Source organism: Pandoraea fibrosis (assembly GCF_000807775.2).
Taxonomy (GTDB): domain Bacteria; phylum Pseudomonadota; class Gammaproteobacteria; order Burkholderiales; family Burkholderiaceae; genus Pandoraea; species Pandoraea fibrosis.
Genome location: NZ_CP047385.1, coordinates 309,349 through 324,642, shown reverse-complemented (window position 1 = coordinate 324,642; position 15,294 = coordinate 309,349). Strand labels below are relative to the sequence as shown.

Annotated in this window: 15 protein-coding genes and 1 riboswitch; of the genes, 3 read left to right on the top strand and 12 right to left on the bottom strand. The window is 62.4% G+C overall.

Translation table 11 applies throughout. From position 1 onward, the window contains the following. Window positions 1-9 precede the first annotated feature (9 nt). From PI93_RS01340 to PI93_RS01305, 8 genes are all read right to left on the bottom strand, one after another. A complete protein-coding gene (locus PI93_RS01340) occupies window positions 10-1,014 on the bottom strand; it encodes an ABC transporter permease subunit (RefSeq protein ID WP_039370452.1) in 1,005 nt (334 codons plus the stop codon). A gap of 214 nt (window positions 1,015-1,228) precedes the next feature. Then, window positions 1,229-2,869: an ABC transporter substrate-binding protein gene (locus PI93_RS01335; protein ID WP_039370449.1), complete on the bottom strand. Its 1,641-nt coding sequence runs from the start codon at window positions 2,867-2,869 to the stop codon at window positions 1,229-1,231. A gap of 202 nt (window positions 2,870-3,071) precedes the next feature. Continuing rightward, on the bottom strand, window positions 3,072-3,902 hold the full coding sequence (gene metF / locus PI93_RS01330) for a methylenetetrahydrofolate reductase [NAD(P)H] (protein WP_039370710.1): 831 nt from the start codon (window positions 3,900-3,902) through the stop codon (window positions 3,072-3,074). 26 nt (window positions 3,903-3,928) lie between these two features. Further along, window positions 3,929-4,768, bottom strand: coding sequence for a TlyA family RNA methyltransferase (locus tag PI93_RS01325; protein WP_039370446.1), 840 nt, complete (start codon window positions 4,766-4,768; stop codon window positions 3,929-3,931). Between the two features lie 47 nt (window positions 4,769-4,815). After that, window positions 4,816-5,175: a phage holin family protein gene (locus tag PI93_RS01320; RefSeq protein ID WP_039370443.1), complete on the bottom strand. Its 360-nt coding sequence runs from the start codon at window positions 5,173-5,175 to the stop codon at window positions 4,816-4,818. 160 nt (window positions 5,176-5,335) lie between these two features. Further along, entirely contained in the window at window positions 5,336-6,751 is a 1,416-nt protein-coding gene (ahcY, locus tag PI93_RS01315; RefSeq protein ID WP_039370440.1) for an adenosylhomocysteinase, read from the bottom strand. A 35-nt stretch (window positions 6,752-6,786) separates the two neighbouring features. After that, window positions 6,787-6,912, bottom strand: a riboswitch (S-adenosyl-L-homocysteine riboswitch). A gap of 136 nt (window positions 6,913-7,048) precedes the next feature. Beyond that, complete coding sequence (locus PI93_RS01310; RefSeq protein WP_052240676.1) at window positions 7,049-7,732, bottom strand: LrgB family protein; 684 nt, start codon at window positions 7,730-7,732, stop codon at window positions 7,049-7,051. 55 nt (window positions 7,733-7,787) lie between these two features. Beyond that, window positions 7,788-8,243, bottom strand: coding sequence for a CidA/LrgA family protein (locus PI93_RS01305; RefSeq protein ID WP_052240663.1), 456 nt, complete (start codon window positions 8,241-8,243; stop codon window positions 7,788-7,790). A gap of 196 nt (window positions 8,244-8,439) precedes the next feature. Here PI93_RS01305 and PI93_RS01300 point away from each other — a divergent pair, with 196 nt between their 5' ends. The 3 genes from PI93_RS01300 to PI93_RS01290 all read left to right on the top strand — a co-directional run bounded on the left by PI93_RS01300 (window position 8,440) and on the right by PI93_RS01290 (window position 11,009). Beyond that, entirely contained in the window at window positions 8,440-9,384 is a 945-nt protein-coding gene (locus PI93_RS01300; protein WP_039370437.1) for a LysR family transcriptional regulator, read from the top strand. A gap of 102 nt (window positions 9,385-9,486) precedes the next feature. Then, on the top strand, window positions 9,487-10,260 hold the full coding sequence (locus tag PI93_RS01295) for an exodeoxyribonuclease III (protein ID WP_039370433.1): 774 nt from the start codon (window positions 9,487-9,489) through the stop codon (window positions 10,258-10,260). Between the two features lie 11 nt (window positions 10,261-10,271). Continuing rightward, a complete protein-coding gene (locus tag PI93_RS01290; RefSeq protein WP_039370429.1) occupies window positions 10,272-11,009 on the top strand; it encodes a hypothetical protein in 738 nt (245 codons plus the stop codon). A gap of 54 nt (window positions 11,010-11,063) precedes the next feature. On the opposite strand, the gene PI93_RS01285 is transcribed toward PI93_RS01290, so the two are convergent. The 4 genes from PI93_RS01285 to slmA all read right to left on the bottom strand — a co-directional run bounded on the left by PI93_RS01285 (window position 11,064) and on the right by slmA (window position 15,293). Further along, window positions 11,064-12,359 (bottom strand): AmpG family muropeptide MFS transporter, encoded by a 1,296-nt coding sequence (locus PI93_RS01285; protein WP_039370426.1) that lies wholly within the window; start codon window positions 12,357-12,359, stop codon window positions 11,064-11,066. Between the two features lie 106 nt (window positions 12,360-12,465). Further along, a complete protein-coding gene (gene metW, locus PI93_RS01280) occupies window positions 12,466-13,128 on the bottom strand; it encodes a methionine biosynthesis protein MetW (RefSeq protein WP_236105693.1) in 663 nt (220 codons plus the stop codon). Beyond that, a complete protein-coding gene (metX, locus tag PI93_RS01275; RefSeq protein ID WP_039370424.1) occupies window positions 13,125-14,324 on the bottom strand; it encodes a homoserine O-acetyltransferase MetX in 1,200 nt (399 codons plus the stop codon). The genes metW and metX overlap by 4 nt, the downstream gene beginning before the upstream one ends. A 312-nt stretch (window positions 14,325-14,636) precedes the next feature. After that, entirely contained in the window at window positions 14,637-15,293 is a 657-nt protein-coding gene (gene slmA / locus PI93_RS01270) for a nucleoid occlusion factor SlmA (protein WP_039370420.1), read from the bottom strand. Window position 15,294 lies beyond the last annotated feature (1 nt).

Here is a 15,294-nt window from a genome sequence, read left to right as displayed (position 1 = left end):
TGACCTCCTTCAGTGCCGAATGCGCGGGTTGACGACGCCATAGAGCACGTCGACCAGCAGGTTGACCAGAATTACGCCCGTCGCGATGAGCAGAATGCCGCCCTGCACCACCGGATAGTCGCGGCGCAGAATGGCGTCGATCAGCCATTTGCCGATGCCTGGCCACGAGAACACGTTCTCGGTCAGCACCGCCCCGGCCAGCAGCGTGCCGACTTGCAAACCGATCACGGTGATGACGGGAATCATGGCGTTGCGCAGCGCATGCACCACGATCACACGCCACGGCGAAAGACCCTTTGCCCGTGCCGTGCGGATATAGTCCTCGCGCAGCACTTCGAGCATGGCCGAGCGCGTCATGCGGGCAATCACGGCGAGCGGCACGGTGCCGAGCACGATGGTCGGCAAAATCAGGTGGCTCACCGCCGAACTGAAGGCCCCCTGATCGCCCGAGAGCAACGTATCGATCAGCATGAAGCCGGTGACCACCGGCACGTCGTACTCCACGCCGATGCGCCCGGACACCGGCGTCCATTGCAGGTCGACAGAGAACAGCATGATGAGCAGCAATCCCCACCAGAAAATCGGCATGGAGTAGCCCGTGAGCGCGGCGCCCATGGTGGTGTGATCGAGCATCCTGCCGCGCCTGAGCGACGCCGCAACACCCGCCGGCAACCCGACCACGAGTGCGAAGATCATCGCGCAGAGGGCCAGTTCCAGCGTGGCGGGGAAGCGCGAGAAGAACTCGTGAAGCACCCCCTCGTTGGTCACGATGGAGCGCCCGAGGTCACCTTGCGCTGCGTGCTTCAGATAGACGAAATATTGCGTGGTGAGCGGCTGGTCGAGTCCAAGCCGTTTCATCGCCTCCGCGTGCATGACCGGGTCGAGGTTCCGCTCGCCCACGAGCACTTCGATCGGATCGCCGGGAATAAGGTGAATGAGCGCGAACGCCAGGATAGTGATGCCGATGAAAGTCGGGATCACCATGCCCAGTCGTCTCAGGACGAATCTCAGCATAGGAGGGTTCCGTGGGGGCTTCGTGCACCGCCCGCCCCCGGCGCAGGGACGGATGGCGCTGTGCCGCGTTAATCAGTCGTAGACGGTCTGTTGTCTGGGTGCGGCAGACAGATCCGGGCGCGGCGGCCGGGTCTGCCTGCTTGATACCAACGTCTTGCCTCTGGCCGACGCCAGCCGGAATCGGCTGACGTCGAGGTCGTATTGCGGGACTCGATCAGTCCAGCGACACGCCGGCGAAGCTGTTGCGGCTGAACGGGCTGAGCTTGAAGCCCTTCACGTTCGTGGCCATCGGTTTGTATTGCGTGGAGTGCGCGATGGGCGAGAACGGCAGTTGCTGCGCGAAGATCTCCTGCGCTTGCGTGTACAGCTTGGTACGCGCAGCAACGTCGGTGGTCTGACGCGCCTGCTTGATGAGATCGTCGAACGGCTTGTGGCACCACTTCGAGAAGTTGTTACCGTTCATCGAGTCGCAGCCGAGCAGCACACCGAGCCAGTTGTCCGGATCGCCGTTGTCACCCGTCCAGCCGATGAGCATCGCGTCGTGTTCGCCGGCCTTGGCGCGCTTGATGTACTCGCCCCACTCATACGTCACGATGTTGGCCTTCACGCCGATCTTCGCCCAGTCGGCCTGGATCATTTCCGCCATGAGCTTGCCGTTCGGGTTGTACGGACGTTGCACCGGCATCGCCCACAAGGTGATTTCGATGTTCTTCACGCCGGCCTTGTCGAGCAGCGCCTTGGCCTTCTCGGGGTCGTAGCTGGACGACTTGATGTTCTTGTCGTAGGACCATTGCGTCGGCGGCATCGGTGCGCCGTTCGACAACTGGCCGGCCGAGCCGTAGACAGACTGAAGAATCGCCTTCTTGTTGATCGCCATGTCGAGCGCCTGACGCACTTCCACACGATCGAGCGGCTTCTTCTGCACGTTGTACGCCACATAGCCGAGGTTGAAGCCAACCTGATCCGGCATCTTCAGCTTCGACGCTTTGCCCTGTGCCGAGATGTCGGCCTTGAGCGCGTCGACGTCCGCCGGACGCGGGTAGGTCGCGACCTGGCATTCGTTGCGCTTGAGTTTCTGCATGCGGACGTTGGCGTCGGTCGTGATCGCGAAGATCAGCTTGCCCACCTTCGGCGGCAGATTCGCGTTCCAGTAGTCCTTGTTGCCATCGAGGCGCAGCGTGGCGTCCTTCGTGTAGCTGCGGAAGATGAACGGGCCGGTACCGACCGGCTTGAGCGCAATGTCGCGCGGGTTGTTCGCCGCGAGCAGCTTGTCCGCGTATTCCTTCGAGAGGATCGACGCAAACGACATCGCCAGATTCTGGATGAACGGGGCGTCGACCTTCTTCAGCACAAAACGCACGGTGTACGGATCGACGATCTCGATGCGGTCGATGTCCGCCTGAAGCCCCATGTCGACAAAGTACGGAAACTCGGTCGGATAGGCCTTGCGGAACGGCATCTCGCGATCGCCCATGCGATCGAAAGTGAACTTCACGTCTTCAGCGTTGAAGTCGCGCGTGGGCGTGAAGTAGTCGGTGGTGTGGAACTTGACGCCGCGACGCAGATGGAACGTGTAGATCTTGTTGTCCGGCGAGATGTCCCACTTCTCCGCGAGCGATGGCATCACACCGGTCTCTCCCGGTACGAAGGCGATGAGGCGGTTGTAGATGGCGTCGGCGGGATCGAAATCGGTGCCAGTGGTGAGTTGCCCCGGATCGAAACCGGCGGGGCTGCCCTCGGAGCAATACACGAGAGTCTTGTTCGGGAGCTCGACGGCTGCCGCGGGCGGGATCACGGCCGCACCGGCAAGCAAGGTCGCAGCCAAAAGCAAACGCAGGGTGTGGGTCTGTTTCATAGGCTCCTCGGGTATGGGATGTCGCCCGGCGACGATCCGCCGCCGGGCCCACGAGGGATATTACTTAAGCTTCTCCCGCGTCACAACACGCCAAATCCCTAGCAAACCGCCTATTTGTGGTGTTTTTGATTAGGAAATCGCTTAATTATGATCAGGATTGACTCCCATCGACCCACCCGCTAGCCAACGATTGCGTGACGCCTTACAGACCGAGGCGCTGCCACATCGCCTTGGTCGCCGACGCGGCGTTCAGCGTATAGAAGTGCAATCCCGGCGCGCCACCCGCAAGCAAGCGCTCGCACAGCGCCGTCACCACGTCGAGCCCGAAGGCGCGGATCGCCTCGCGGTCGTCGCCAAAACCTTCGAGACGCTTGGCCACCCAGCGCGGCACTTCGGCACCGCACATTTCCGAGAACCGCATCATCTGCGAGTAATTCGTGATGGGCATGATGCCCGGCACGATCGGCACCGTCACGCCCAGTTGCTGCGCGTCTTCGACAAAGCGGAAATAGGCGTCCGCGTTGAAAAAGTACTGCGTGATCGCGGCGTTCGCCCCGGCTTTCACCTTGTTGGCGAAATGCTCGAGATCCAGACGCGGCGACTTCGCCTGCGGGTGGTATTCGGGATAGGCCGCCACTTCGATGTGGAACCAGTCGCCGGTCTCGGCCCGAATGAACTCGACCAGTTCCGATGCATAGCGGAACTCGCCGATCTCGCCCATCCCGGACGGCAGATCGCCGCGCAGCGCCACGATATGACGAATGCCGTTATCGCGATACGTCTTCAGAATGGCGCGGATGTTCTCTTTGGTCGAGCCGACACACGAGAGGTGTGGCGCGGCTTCCACGCCTTCGCGTTGGATTTCGATGACCGTATCGAGCGTACCCTGCTGCGTCGAGCCGCCGGCGCCGAACGTCACCGACACGAATTTGGGGCCAAGGGGAAACAGTTGCTGGCGCGTGGCGCGCAGCTTTTCCGCGCCGTCGACAGTCTTGGGCGGGAAGAATTCGAAACTGAAGGAAGGCTTCGTCATGATGGTCTTGTTATCGAGAGAGCCGCTCATGCCGCGCGCGTGGCGTGCACGAAGAACTCCCGGTTGCCGTCACCCCCGGCGATGGGGCTGTCGAGCCAGGCGGCCACGCTCAGTCCCAGCGCTTCACAGGCGGTGCGGATCTTTGTCTCCACTTGCGCATATTGCGCAGCATCTTTCACGAGGCCACCGCGGCCAATGTGTTCGCGCCCCACTTCGAACTGCGGTTTCACCAGCATCAGCAGATCGCCCGTCGCAGCCAGCAACGGCGCGAGTGCCGGCAGTATCAAGGTGAGCGAGATGAACGACACGTCGCCGACGATCAGATCGAAGCCCGCTGCCGGCACGGCGATCGTCGCTGCCATCGCGACGTCCCTCGTGTCGTCATCGGCCGCGCGCTGCGCCAGACGTTCGTCGAGCATCTCGCGCGACAGGTGACGCGCGTTGATGCCCTCGAGCGAGACGAGGCGCGGCTCGCTCGCCAGACGCTGATGCAGTTGCCCGTGCCCGACGTCCACGCCGACAACCTGCGCGATGCCCGACTGCAACAGACAGTCCGCAAAGCCGCCAGTCGACAGGCCAACGTCGAGCGCGACACGCCCCGTGACGTCGAGGCCGGTCTGCGCCAGCGCACCGGCCAGCTTTAACCCACCACGCGACACGTAGCGATCTTCGCCGGGCAAGCCGTCCGACGCCGCACGCACTTCGAGGGCCTCATCGTCCGCCACAACCTGACTGGCTTTTTTCAGCGCCGTTTCAGTGCCGGCGAAATACACGCGTCCGGCATCGATAAGACGTTGTGCGGCGGTGCGCGATGCGGCCAGCCCCCGAGAAACGAGCGCCTGATCGGCACGAAGCGCTTGCGACATCACTGCGGGTTTCCTACAAAGTACCGTCGACGGCCATGCGTCGACGTTTATACGTTAGTGGCGCGGTCGCCGCCGAACACCAGCGCCGACAGAATCCACGAAATCAGGCTGTACAGCAGCGAGCCGAAGAGCGCCGCCCAGAATCCCGAGACTTCGAAACCCTTGACGACATGCGAGGCCAGCCAGAACAGCAAGGCGTTGATCACGAAAATGAACAACCCCAGTGAGAGCACCGTGACCGGCAGCGTCAGCACGACGAGCAGCGGCCGCAAGAATGCGTTGATCAGGCCGAGCACGACCGCAACGATCAATGCCGTGCCGATACCCTTGAGCTGAATGCCCGACACGATGTACGGCAGGACGAGAAGCGCAATGGCATTGATGAGCCAAATCAGCAGCAGACGCATGGCAAGCTCCGAAGATCGGGCCGGTGCGGGATTGACGGTCCCGCACCGGCGTTAGCAAAAAACAAGCGCGGCGGCATTCGATGCCGCCACATTAGCTCGTCGCACCTGACCGGCACATCGCACCCCTGCGTGCCCCGTACCGGCTCAGCGCGCAAGACGATCAATAACGGTAGTGCGACGGCTTGAACGGACCGTTCTTGTCGACGCTGATGTACTTCGCCTGGTCGTCGGTCAGCACGGTCAGATCGGCACCGATACGGCCCAGGTGCAGACGCGCCACCTTTTCGTCCAGATGCTTCGGCAGCACGTACACGCTGTTCTTGTACTTGGCGCCATGAACGAACAGTTCGATCTGTGCGAGCGTCTGGTTCGTGAACGAGTTGCTCATCACGAACGACGGGTGACCCGTGGCGCAGCCCAGATTCACGAGGCGGCCTTCTGCCAGCAGAATGATGCGCTTGCCGTCCGGGAAGATGATGTGGTCGACCTGCGGCTTGATGTTTTCCCACTGGTACTTGCGGGTCGACGCCACGTTGATTTCCGAGTCGAAGTGACCGATGTTGCACACGATGGCCTGATGCTTCATCGCAGCCATGTGGTCGTGGTCGATCACGTGGAAGTTGCCCGTGGCCGTCACGAAGATGTCGGCCTTGTCTGCGGCGTATTCCATCGTCACGACGCGATAGCCTTCCATGGCGGCCTGCAGTGCGCAGATCGGGTCGATTTCCGTGACCCACACCGTGGCGCCCAGACCGCGCAGGCTTTGTGCGCAGCCCTTGCCCACGTCACCGTAACCGGCCACGAGCGCGATCTTGCCGGCGATCATCACGTCCGTCGCGCGCTTGATACCGTCGACCAGCGACTCACGGCAGCCGTACAGGTTGTCGAACTTCGACTTGGTGACCGAGTCGTTCACGTTGATGGCCGGGAACGGCAGCGTGCCGTCCTTTTCCATCTGATACAGACGATGCACGCCCGTGGTGGTCTCTTCGGTCACGCCCTTGATTTGCGACAGGCGCTTGCTGTACCACTGCGGATCGATTTCGATGTGACGCTTGATCGAGGCGTACAGCGCGACTTCTTCTTCGTTGGTCGGGTTGGCGATCACCGACAGATCCTTCTCGGCCTTGCTGCCCAGAATCAGCAGCAGCGTGGCGTCGCCGCCATCGTCGAGAATCATGTTGGCGAATTCGCCGTTCGGCCATTCGAAGATGCGGTGGCTGTATTCCCAGTATTCGTCGAGCGATTCGCCCTTGAAGGCGAACACAGGAATGCCCGCGGCGGCGATAGCGGCGGCGGCGTGGTCCTGCGTGGAGAAGATATTGCACGAGGCCCAGCGCACTTCGGCACCCAGCGCCGTCAGCGTCTCGATGAGCACGCCCGTCTGAATGGTCATGTGCAGCGAGCCGGCAATGCGCGCGCCCTTGAGCGGCTGGCTGGCCTTGAACTCGGCACGCGTGGCCATCAGACCCGGCATTTCGCTCTCGGCGATGGTCAGTTCCTTGCGACCCCAACCGGCGAGGTTGATATCGGCAACGTGGAAATCGGAGAATTTCGAATCGACTACGGCGTTCATCACGCCTCCTTTTCTCTAAATAAAGACTAGATAGTGGGACGTGAGCGCCGTTCTGGAGGCTCACACGCCATGCTATCCGTAGAAAACCGGCGGCCGGCGCGGCCAAAAGGAAGGATCTTGAGCCTGGCAGCACGGTGGCTGTCGCAACGCTCCTCAAGATCCCGGCATTGTAGCAAAACTGATGCGCGGCGTCGGGCCGCGAGTACCGCCTGAAGGATTATTTTTGCGAGGAAGATGACCGCGGTAAGCGCCGCGCGCGACGCAACGCTCGTCGCACACGCTTAGCCCGCCGGGAATTCAGATGGGCAGATGCGCGAGCAGCGGTGCGGCGAACACCATCAGAATGCCGTTGATCATCATGACAAGACTGGCCACCACGCCCTCTTCGCTGCCGATCTGGCGCGCCTTGGTAGTACCGAAGCCGTGGGCACCCGCGCCAAATGGTGCGCCGCGCGCCATGCGGGTACGCAGCGGCAGCCACGAGAGCAACGCCTCGCCGAGCAGCATGCCGATGAACCCGGTGATGATGACGAAAAGTCCCACCAGATCGCGCGAACCACCCACCTGATCGGACACGGCAAGGGCAAACGGCGTCGAGATGGACCGGGCGAGCAGACTGCGCGCCATCTCGGGCGGCAGCTCGAACAGTCGGGCGAGCACAAAAGAACTGCCCACGGCCACGATCATCGCGACCAGCACGCCGACAATCAGCGCAAATGCATGCCGGCGAATAATGTCGCGATGCTCGTAGATCGGCACGGCAAACGCAATCGTGGTCGGGCCGAGCAGCCAGACCAGCCAGCGCGAGTCGGAGATATACGTCGTGTAGGAAATGTCGCCGCCGACCATCACGATGATGAGCAGGATCGGCGCGAGAATCGCCGGGCCGAGCCATACCTTGCCGAAACGCGCGTAAAGGCGCTTCGACACGTAATAGAACACGACGGTGAGAACGAGCAGCAGGAGCGCCGTATGATTCATGGCAATACCCGGCAAGCGCTAGAGGAACCGATGGCGATAACGACGGGCTCGTGCATCAGCGGGCGTCGTGCGCATGCGCACGGCGAACCGGGATACGAACGAGCGCACGCTTCATGTGACGTTCCGCACGGCATGCGAGATCGACAGCCAATGCCGTCGACACCATGACCAGCACCGTGCCGACGCCAATCACGGCGAGCAGTTGCAGGCCTTCGTGACGCAGCAGATCGGTGTATTGCATGACGGCGGCGACCATCGGCACGAAGAAGAGGATCATCTCGGCCAGGAACCAGTCGGCGCCCCGCTTGATCTTCTCCGTCTTCAGCACGCCGCTCATGAGCAGCACCACGACGGCGAGCAGGCCCAGCACACCGCCCGGCAGCGGCAAATGGAAATGACGCGATGCAGCATCGGCCACCAGATAGATGCCCGTGAGCAACGCAATCTGCCAGACCACGTCGACAACGCGCTTGCTGCGGCTATACAGACGGCTGGCAATCATCTTGGTCATGGCGGACTCCCGGGGTTGGCATCAATATGAAGGGGAGTATAGGAAGCACCGCAACATAAATATAATGAATTAATCGTATAAAATCGATTCCATATTGGAATAATTTAAGTATTAACCCTAATAGTGCATGAGAAAGCCTTGTCTGACGGGGCTTTCCGGGATTTAGCACCAGTTTGGGGCATTCGCGAGAACCAAAATGGAACTGCGTGCATTGCGAGGATTTGTGGAAGTTGTGCGACAGCAGAGCTTCACGGCCGCGGCCGAAGCGCTGTTTGTCACCCAGCCGACCGTGAGCAAAATGGTCAAGGCCCTAGAAGACGAACTGGGCACGCCGCTGATGTTGCGCGAAGAGCGCGGCATGGGCCGTCGGCTTCAGTTGACCGATGCGGGCCGCGTCGTCTTCGAGCGCGGGCAGGATGTGTTGGCCGCCTACGCCCGGTTGCAACAGGAGTTGGCCGATCTGGAAACGGTGGCGCGCGGCGAGTTGTCGATCGGCATTCCGCCGCTGGGCGGCGATCTGTTCATCCCGGTGATCGGCGCGTTTCATCAGCACTATCCGGATATCGAGATGAAGCTCTTCGAGACTGGCTCGCGCGCCATCGAACAAGCGCTGCTGGCGGGGGATATCGAACTCGGTGCGGTGCTGTTGCCGGTCGATCCCACGATTCTCGACGTACTGCCGGTGTGTCATTACGCGTTGCGCCTGATCGCGCCGCGCGAGTCGCGTTGGGAAGGACGCGCCTCTGTCGGTCTGGGCGAATTGCGCGACGAGCCGTTCGTCTTTTACGGCGAAGGGTTCGCATTGTCCGAACTCGTGATTGCCGCGTGTCGTCGTGCAGGCTTTTCGCCAAAAATCGCGGGACGCTCCAGCCAATGGGACTTCATTGCCTCGATGGTGGACAACGGCGTGGGCATCGCCCTGCTGCCCGAGCCGTTCTGTGCGCGGCTTGATCCGAAACGTTTCGTGATGACAGATATCCGTGACCCGGAAATCCCGTGGGATCTCGCGATGGCATGGCGGCGCGACTCGTATCTGTCGCACGCGGCACGACGCTGGCTTGCGCTCGCGCGCGACATCCTCGGCCCGGGTGGCGACGGCGACGCCCAGGCAGCCATCGCCGGTGGCGCTCGCCGCACGTAAGGCGGCGCCACCGGCAGCGCCCGACACCGCACCGCGATTGCGGTATCCTTGCCGCTGACATTTTTCCCCCTTTTGCCGCGCGAGCGCGGCGCATCGACACTCATGCGCATCATTACCGCGAATCTGAACGGCGTGCGATCGGCCGCCAAGAAGGGCTTTTTCGAGTGGTTCGGCAAGCAGGAAGCCGACATTCTCTGTGTGCAGGAAATCAAGGCGCAGTTGCCTGACATGACGCCGGACTTCCTCAAGCCGCACGACTATCAGGGCTATTTCCACTACGCGGAGAAGAAGGGCTACAGCGGCGCCGGCGTGTACGTGCGACGCGAGCCCGACGACATCGTCATCGGCTGGGGCAACGCCGAGTTCGACGCCGAAGGCCGCTACGTCGAAGTGCGTTACGGCAATCTGTCGGTGATCTCCGTGTACATTCCCTCGGGTTCGAGCGGCGAGGAACGTCAGGCCGCCAAATTCCGTTTCATGGCCGACTTCATGCCGCACCTGCTCGCCCTCAAGGCGGCCGGACGCGAAGTCGTTCTGTGCGGCGACGTGAACATCGCGCACAAGGAAATCGACATCAAGAACTGGAAGGGCAACCTGAAGAACTCGGGCTTCCTGCCCGAAGAGCGCGCGTGGCTCACGCAGTTGTTCGACGATCACGGCTACGTCGACGTCTTCCGCACGCTCGACCCGCGTGCCGACCAATACACGTGGTGGAGCAATCGCGGTCAGGCCTATGCCAAGAACGTCGGATGGCGTATCGACTACCAGATCGCGACGCAGGGCATCGCAGGCAAAGCGAAAGCCACGTCGGTGTTCCGCGACATCAAGTTCAGCGATCACGCACCGCTGACCGTCGACTACGATCACGCGCTGTAACGCATTGCACGATGAAGACGCTTTTGTTCTGCACCAGCTATATGAAAGATGCCGATGCCTGGCAGCATCGGTATCGGCGCTGGCTCGACTATTACCGAAACGGGCCGATCCACGCCGACAAGATCCTCATGATCGACGACGGTTCGCCCTACCTGCCACCGGCCAGCATCATCCCGACAGTGCCGGCGCACAGCGACCTGTCCGCACACGAGCCGGTGCACGCCGTGGTGCGGTTCGAGAATAACCTGGGGCGGCAGAGCATGAGTCTGTATCCCGGATGGTGGCGCAGCTTCCTTCATTCGGTGAGCATTGCGCGCGCCATGGACGCAGACAAGATCGTCCACATTGAATCCGACGCATACACCCTGAGCCAGCCACTCGTGGACTTCATCAACGACACGCAGTCGGGATGGCATGTCATGTGGGCCCAGCGCTACGCCATGCCCGAGACGGCGATTCAGGTCATCGGTCGGGATCAATTCGCGGCGCTGGAGAAGATCAAGGATGCGTACCCGAATCTGGATTTCCCCGACATTGCGGAGCGCCTCCTGCCGTTCACCTCGGTGAACCGGCATTTCAAGGGAGATCGGTACAGCGAATTCAAACGCAACCGTGGCATCTTCCGATCGAGAAAATTCAACCGTATCCCGATCTTCCAGTGGGACTTCTTCTGGGAACCGATTCCGCCCGATGCGGATTTCGCCACTCAGGTCGTCACGCGTCAGAAGGTGTCTTTTCGCGGCGCCTGAACCCCGCGCCCCCGCCCACGCGACGCCCCGGTACCGACATCGCTTAGCGCTCGCTCAGCGTGATCCGCTCGTGACGGGCACACCATCGCCACCATCGTCGTCCGCCCCCCAGGGGGCGACCTTCGGCAGCAACAACATGCCGGGCAGCGCAAGTGCCGTGCAGATGAGGAAGAACGTCAGCCAGCCCACGCCGTCGACGATATAGCCAGTGCCCGCGTTGGCGAACGTGCGCGGCACGGAGGCCAGACTCGTGAACAGCGCGAACTGCGTCGCCGTATAGCGCGGGTCCGTCGTGCGGGCGATGTAAGCCGTGAACGCTGCGGTGCCCAGCCCTGCCGTGAATGCCTCGAAGGCGATCACGGCGCCGAGCCCGGTGACCACCGGTCCGGCTTCCGCGAGCCACGCGAAACCGAGCACCGACACCAGTTGCAGCACGCCGAACACCCACAGCCCGCGATTGATGCCGAGCTTGATCAGCCAGATCCCGCCGATGATGCCGCCCGCCACGCTGGCCCACAGGCTCGTCGCCTTGGCCACGACGCCGATTTGCGTCTTCGTGAACCCGAGGTCGAGGTAGAACGACGTGGCCAGCGACGTCGCCATCGAATCGCCGAGTTTGTAGAGAAAGATGAACGCGAGCACCAGCAGCGCCTGCGACCAGCCGCCGCGCGTGACGAACTCGTGAAATGGCTCCACGACAGCCTCGCGCAACGTCTTCGGCGGCGTGCCGCGAATCTCCGGTTCCTTGACGACGAGCGTCATCACGATCCCCGGCAGCATGAACGCCGCCGTCGCGAAGAACACCTGCGACCACGGCAGATGATCGGCCATGATGAGCGCGAGCGACCCCGGCACGAGCCCGGCCACCTTGTAGGCGTTCACATGCATGGCGGTGCCCAGCCCCTGCTCGCGATCGGAGAGCAACTCGCGTCGATAGGCATCCAGACAGATGTCGAGACTCGCGCTGAAGAACGCCAGCGCCGCCGCCAGCGCGGCAATCGTCATCAGATCGCGCTGTGGCGAATAGGTCCCCATGACCGCCACCGCTCCCGCCACCAGCAATTGCGTGACGAACATCCAGCCGCGGCGCCGCCCCGGTTTCCATCCGAACACGTTGGGCGCGAAGCGATCCATGAGCGGGGCCCACAGAAACTTCCACGTATAGGGAAACTGGATCAGAGCGAACAGGCCGATCGACTTGAGATCCACGTGCTCGCTGCGCAGCCACGCCTGCACAAGATTGAGCAGAATGAACAGCGGCAAGCCGGAGGTAAAGCCGAGAATCACGCAGATGAGCATCCGCGTGGGGTGGAAGACGCGCCCGTCGGCGGGCGGCAGCGAATCGGTCATGGAAAGGACAGTTGGGGCCAGCCGCTGCGGTGCGCGGCACCCGGCTCCCGGGCGTCTTCAGCCGTCAGGAGCCCGGCGCTTCGCTGCCCCGTTAGCTGCCGTCGGTTCAGGAACGCTTGACGCGATAGACCGCAAGACTACCACGCCAGTTCGCGCCCACGGACACGAGCCGCCCGTTGTGAAGCACCGCACGATCGAGAATCTTCACGCCGACATCGGGTGCGAGCGCCTCGAAGTCCTTGATGGTCAGCACACGCACGTTCGGCGTGTTGTGCCACTGGAACGGCAAGCTCTTCGACACCGGCATGCGCCCCTGCAACACCGACAGGCGGTGCGGCCAGTAACCGAAGTTCGGGAACGACACGATCGCCTCACGACCGACACGCACGGTCTCGCGCAGAATGTCTGCGGTCCGGTGAATGGTCTGCAACGTCTGCGACAGGATCACGGTATCGAAGCTCTGATCTTCGAAGAGCTTCAATCCGTCTTCCATGTTTTGCTGAACCACGTTGATGCCGCGCTTTGCCGAGGCGAGCACCCCGGCGTCGTCGATCTCGATGCCATAGCCGTTGACATCGAGCTCATCCATCAACAGGCGCAGCAACGAGCCGTCGCTGCATCCCAGATCGAGCACTTGCGACGACGGTTCGATCCATCGTGCGATGACCCGGAAATCCGGCCGGTCGGCCAGCGACGCCGAAATGCGATCGCGCGACGCGGCCAGTTGCGCCGCCTGCGCGCTGTTGGCAGGTATCGTGGACAGACTCATACCCCGACCTCCTCGGCGATACGTTCGTAGTAGGCGCGCACCAGATTGTGATAGCGCGCATCGGTCAGCAGGAAAGCGTCGTGGCCGTGCGGGGCGTCGATCTCGGCGTAGCTCACGGTACGGCGCGTATCGAGCAGCGCCTTGACGATCTCCCGCGAGCGCGTCGGTGCGAAGCGCCAGTCGGTCGTGAACGACACGATCAGGTACTTGGCCGTGGTGTGCGACAGCGCCTTGGCCAGATCGCCGCCGACCGTGCGCGCCGGGTCGAAGTAATCCAGCGCGCGCGTAATCAGCAGATAGGTGTTGGCGTCGAAATACTCGGCGAACTTGTCGCCCTGATAGCGCAGGTACGATTCCACCTCGAATTCCACATCGAAGCTGAAGCGATAGGCGTCGTCCTGCCCGTTGCCATTACCGTCCGTCTTGCCCGCCGCTTTCACACCGTCCACCAGCGCTTCGGCACGGCGCAACGCCCGGCCGAATTTGGTCGCCATGTCTTCGTCCGACAGATAGGTGATGTGACCGATCATGCGCGCCACGCGCAGCCCGCGTCGCGGCACCACGCCGTGTGCGTAATAGTTGCCGCCGTGAAAATCCGGATCGGAGAGGATGGCCGAGCGTGCCACCTCGTTGAATGCAATGTTCTGTGCCGAGAGCTTGGGCGTGGAGGCGATCACCAGACAGTGACCCACGCGCTCGGGATACATGATGCTCCATGCGAGCGCCTGCATGCCGCCGAGACTGCCGCCCATCACAGCCGCGAATTTCCGAATGCCAAACGCGTCGGCCACGCGGGCCTGCGCGTTGACCCAGTCTTCCACGGTCACGACAGGAAAGCGGGCACCGTAGGGCGTGCCGGTGGTTTCGTCCAGACTCATCGGTCCGGTCGAACCGAAGCACGAACCGAGATTGTTCACCCCGATGACGAAGAAGCGATTGGTGTCGAGCGGCTTGCCGGGCCCGACCATGTTGTCCCACCAGCCAATGTCTTTGGGATTGTCGGCGGCGATACCGGCCACATGGTGCGACGCGTTGAGCGCGTGACAAACCAGGACGGCGTTGCTGCGATCGGCGTTGAGCTCGCCATAGGTCTCGACCATGAGGTCGTAGCCCGCGAGTGAACTGCCGTTCTGCAATGCCAGCGGTTCAGCGAAATGCATCCGCTGCGGCGTGACGATTCCGATTGAAGATTCCATAAATCCCTGTCCGAAACATGCCGTGGCCGGCGTCCCTGTCGACAATGATCGACGGACGGCGTCCTGAAGCGTTCTGTGCGGGAAAAGGGGTCGACGGAATGACGGCGGAGTGCGCGCGCACGACCTCTTTAGCCGCATTTTTAATGAATGTCAGTGCCCGGAAAGCCCCGGCAGAGTCATTCGCGCGCCCGCAAGCGAGTCACCAAATCGGCGCGCCAATCATCGTAACAGGGCCGGTCCAGTCTCCGGCGGCCCCGTCACGGGTTGCAAAAGTATAACGTAATCTGCGCTGAGGGCGCAGACCACCGGGCCTTAGCGCAGCAGCGCTGCGACCTGCGGCTCGGCGCCCTCGGCGGGCGAGCGCTTGAAGCCGCTCTTCGCGAAGCGATGCCAACGGCCAAGCACGTAGGACACGAGCAGATTGGCGCGCGAATTGGCGTCGAACGTCTCGGGCAACGTGCCTTGCGCGACCGCCAGACGCAGCACCTGGCGCAGCGACGCCTCGATGCGGTCGAGCAGTTGATTCATACGCTCTTGCAGGCGCTCGTGCTCGCCGACCAGCGCTTCGCCCGTGAGCACGCGCGTCATGCCCGGGTTCTTCTCGGCGAAACCGAGCAGCATCAGCACGATGGCGCGCGCTTGCGTCACGCCGTCCTGATCCTGCGCGGAAATCTGATTGATCAGGCCGAAGATCGTCTGTTCGATGAACTCGATGAGCCCCTCGAACATCTGGGCCTTGCTTGCGAAATGGCGGTACAGCGCCGCTTCGGAGACATCGAGGCGCGCGGCGAGCGCGGCCGTGGTGATCTTCTCGCCCTTGGGCGTCTCGAGCATGGCCGCGAGCGTCTGCAACACCTGCACGCGACGTTCACCCGGCTTGGGGCGGGTTGTCTTTACCGGCGCGGGCGCGGCCTCCAGCGCATCGGCAGCGCCGTACCCGGCACCGCTCGAAGAGTTTTCCTGCTGCATC

Coding starts and splice junctions, on each gene's coding strand:
- PI93_RS01290 (WP_039370429.1), top strand. CDS start 10,272: ATGAAGACGCTTTTGTTCTGCACCAGCTATATGAAAGATGCCGATGCC.
- metW (WP_236105693.1), bottom strand. CDS start 13,128: ATGAGTCTGTCCACGATACCTGCCAACAGCGCGCAGGCGGCGCAACTG.
- PI93_RS01335 (WP_039370449.1), bottom strand. CDS start 2,869: ATGAAACAGACCCACACCCTGCGTTTGCTTTTGGCTGCGACCTTGCTT.
- PI93_RS01295 (WP_039370433.1), top strand. CDS start 9,487: ATGCGCATCATTACCGCGAATCTGAACGGCGTGCGATCGGCCGCCAAG.
- PI93_RS01310 (WP_052240676.1), bottom strand. CDS start 7,732: ATGAATCATACGGCGCTCCTGCTGCTCGTTCTCACCGTCGTGTTCTAT.
- ahcY (WP_039370440.1), bottom strand. CDS start 6,751: ATGAACGCCGTAGTCGATTCGAAATTCTCCGATTTCCACGTTGCCGAT.
- PI93_RS01300 (WP_039370437.1), top strand. CDS start 8,440: ATGGAACTGCGTGCATTGCGAGGATTTGTGGAAGTTGTGCGACAGCAG.
- metF (WP_039370710.1), bottom strand. CDS start 3,902: ATGACGAAGCCTTCCTTCAGTTTCGAATTCTTCCCGCCCAAGACTGTC.
- PI93_RS01340 (WP_039370452.1), bottom strand. CDS start 1,014: ATGCTGAGATTCGTCCTGAGACGACTGGGCATGGTGATCCCGACTTTC.
- slmA (WP_039370420.1), bottom strand. CDS start 15,293: ATGCAGCAGGAAAACTCTTCGAGCGGTGCCGGGTACGGCGCTGCCGAT.
- PI93_RS01305 (WP_052240663.1), bottom strand. CDS start 8,243: ATGACCAAGATGATTGCCAGCCGTCTGTATAGCCGCAGCAAGCGCGTT.
- PI93_RS01320 (WP_039370443.1), bottom strand. CDS start 5,175: ATGCGTCTGCTGCTGATTTGGCTCATCAATGCCATTGCGCTTCTCGTC.
- metX (WP_039370424.1), bottom strand. CDS start 14,324: ATGGAATCTTCAATCGGAATCGTCACGCCGCAGCGGATGCATTTCGCT.
- PI93_RS01325 (WP_039370446.1), bottom strand. CDS start 4,768: ATGTCGCAAGCGCTTCGTGCCGATCAGGCGCTCGTTTCTCGGGGGCTG.
- PI93_RS01285 (WP_039370426.1), bottom strand. CDS start 12,359: ATGACCGATTCGCTGCCGCCCGCCGACGGGCGCGTCTTCCACCCCACG.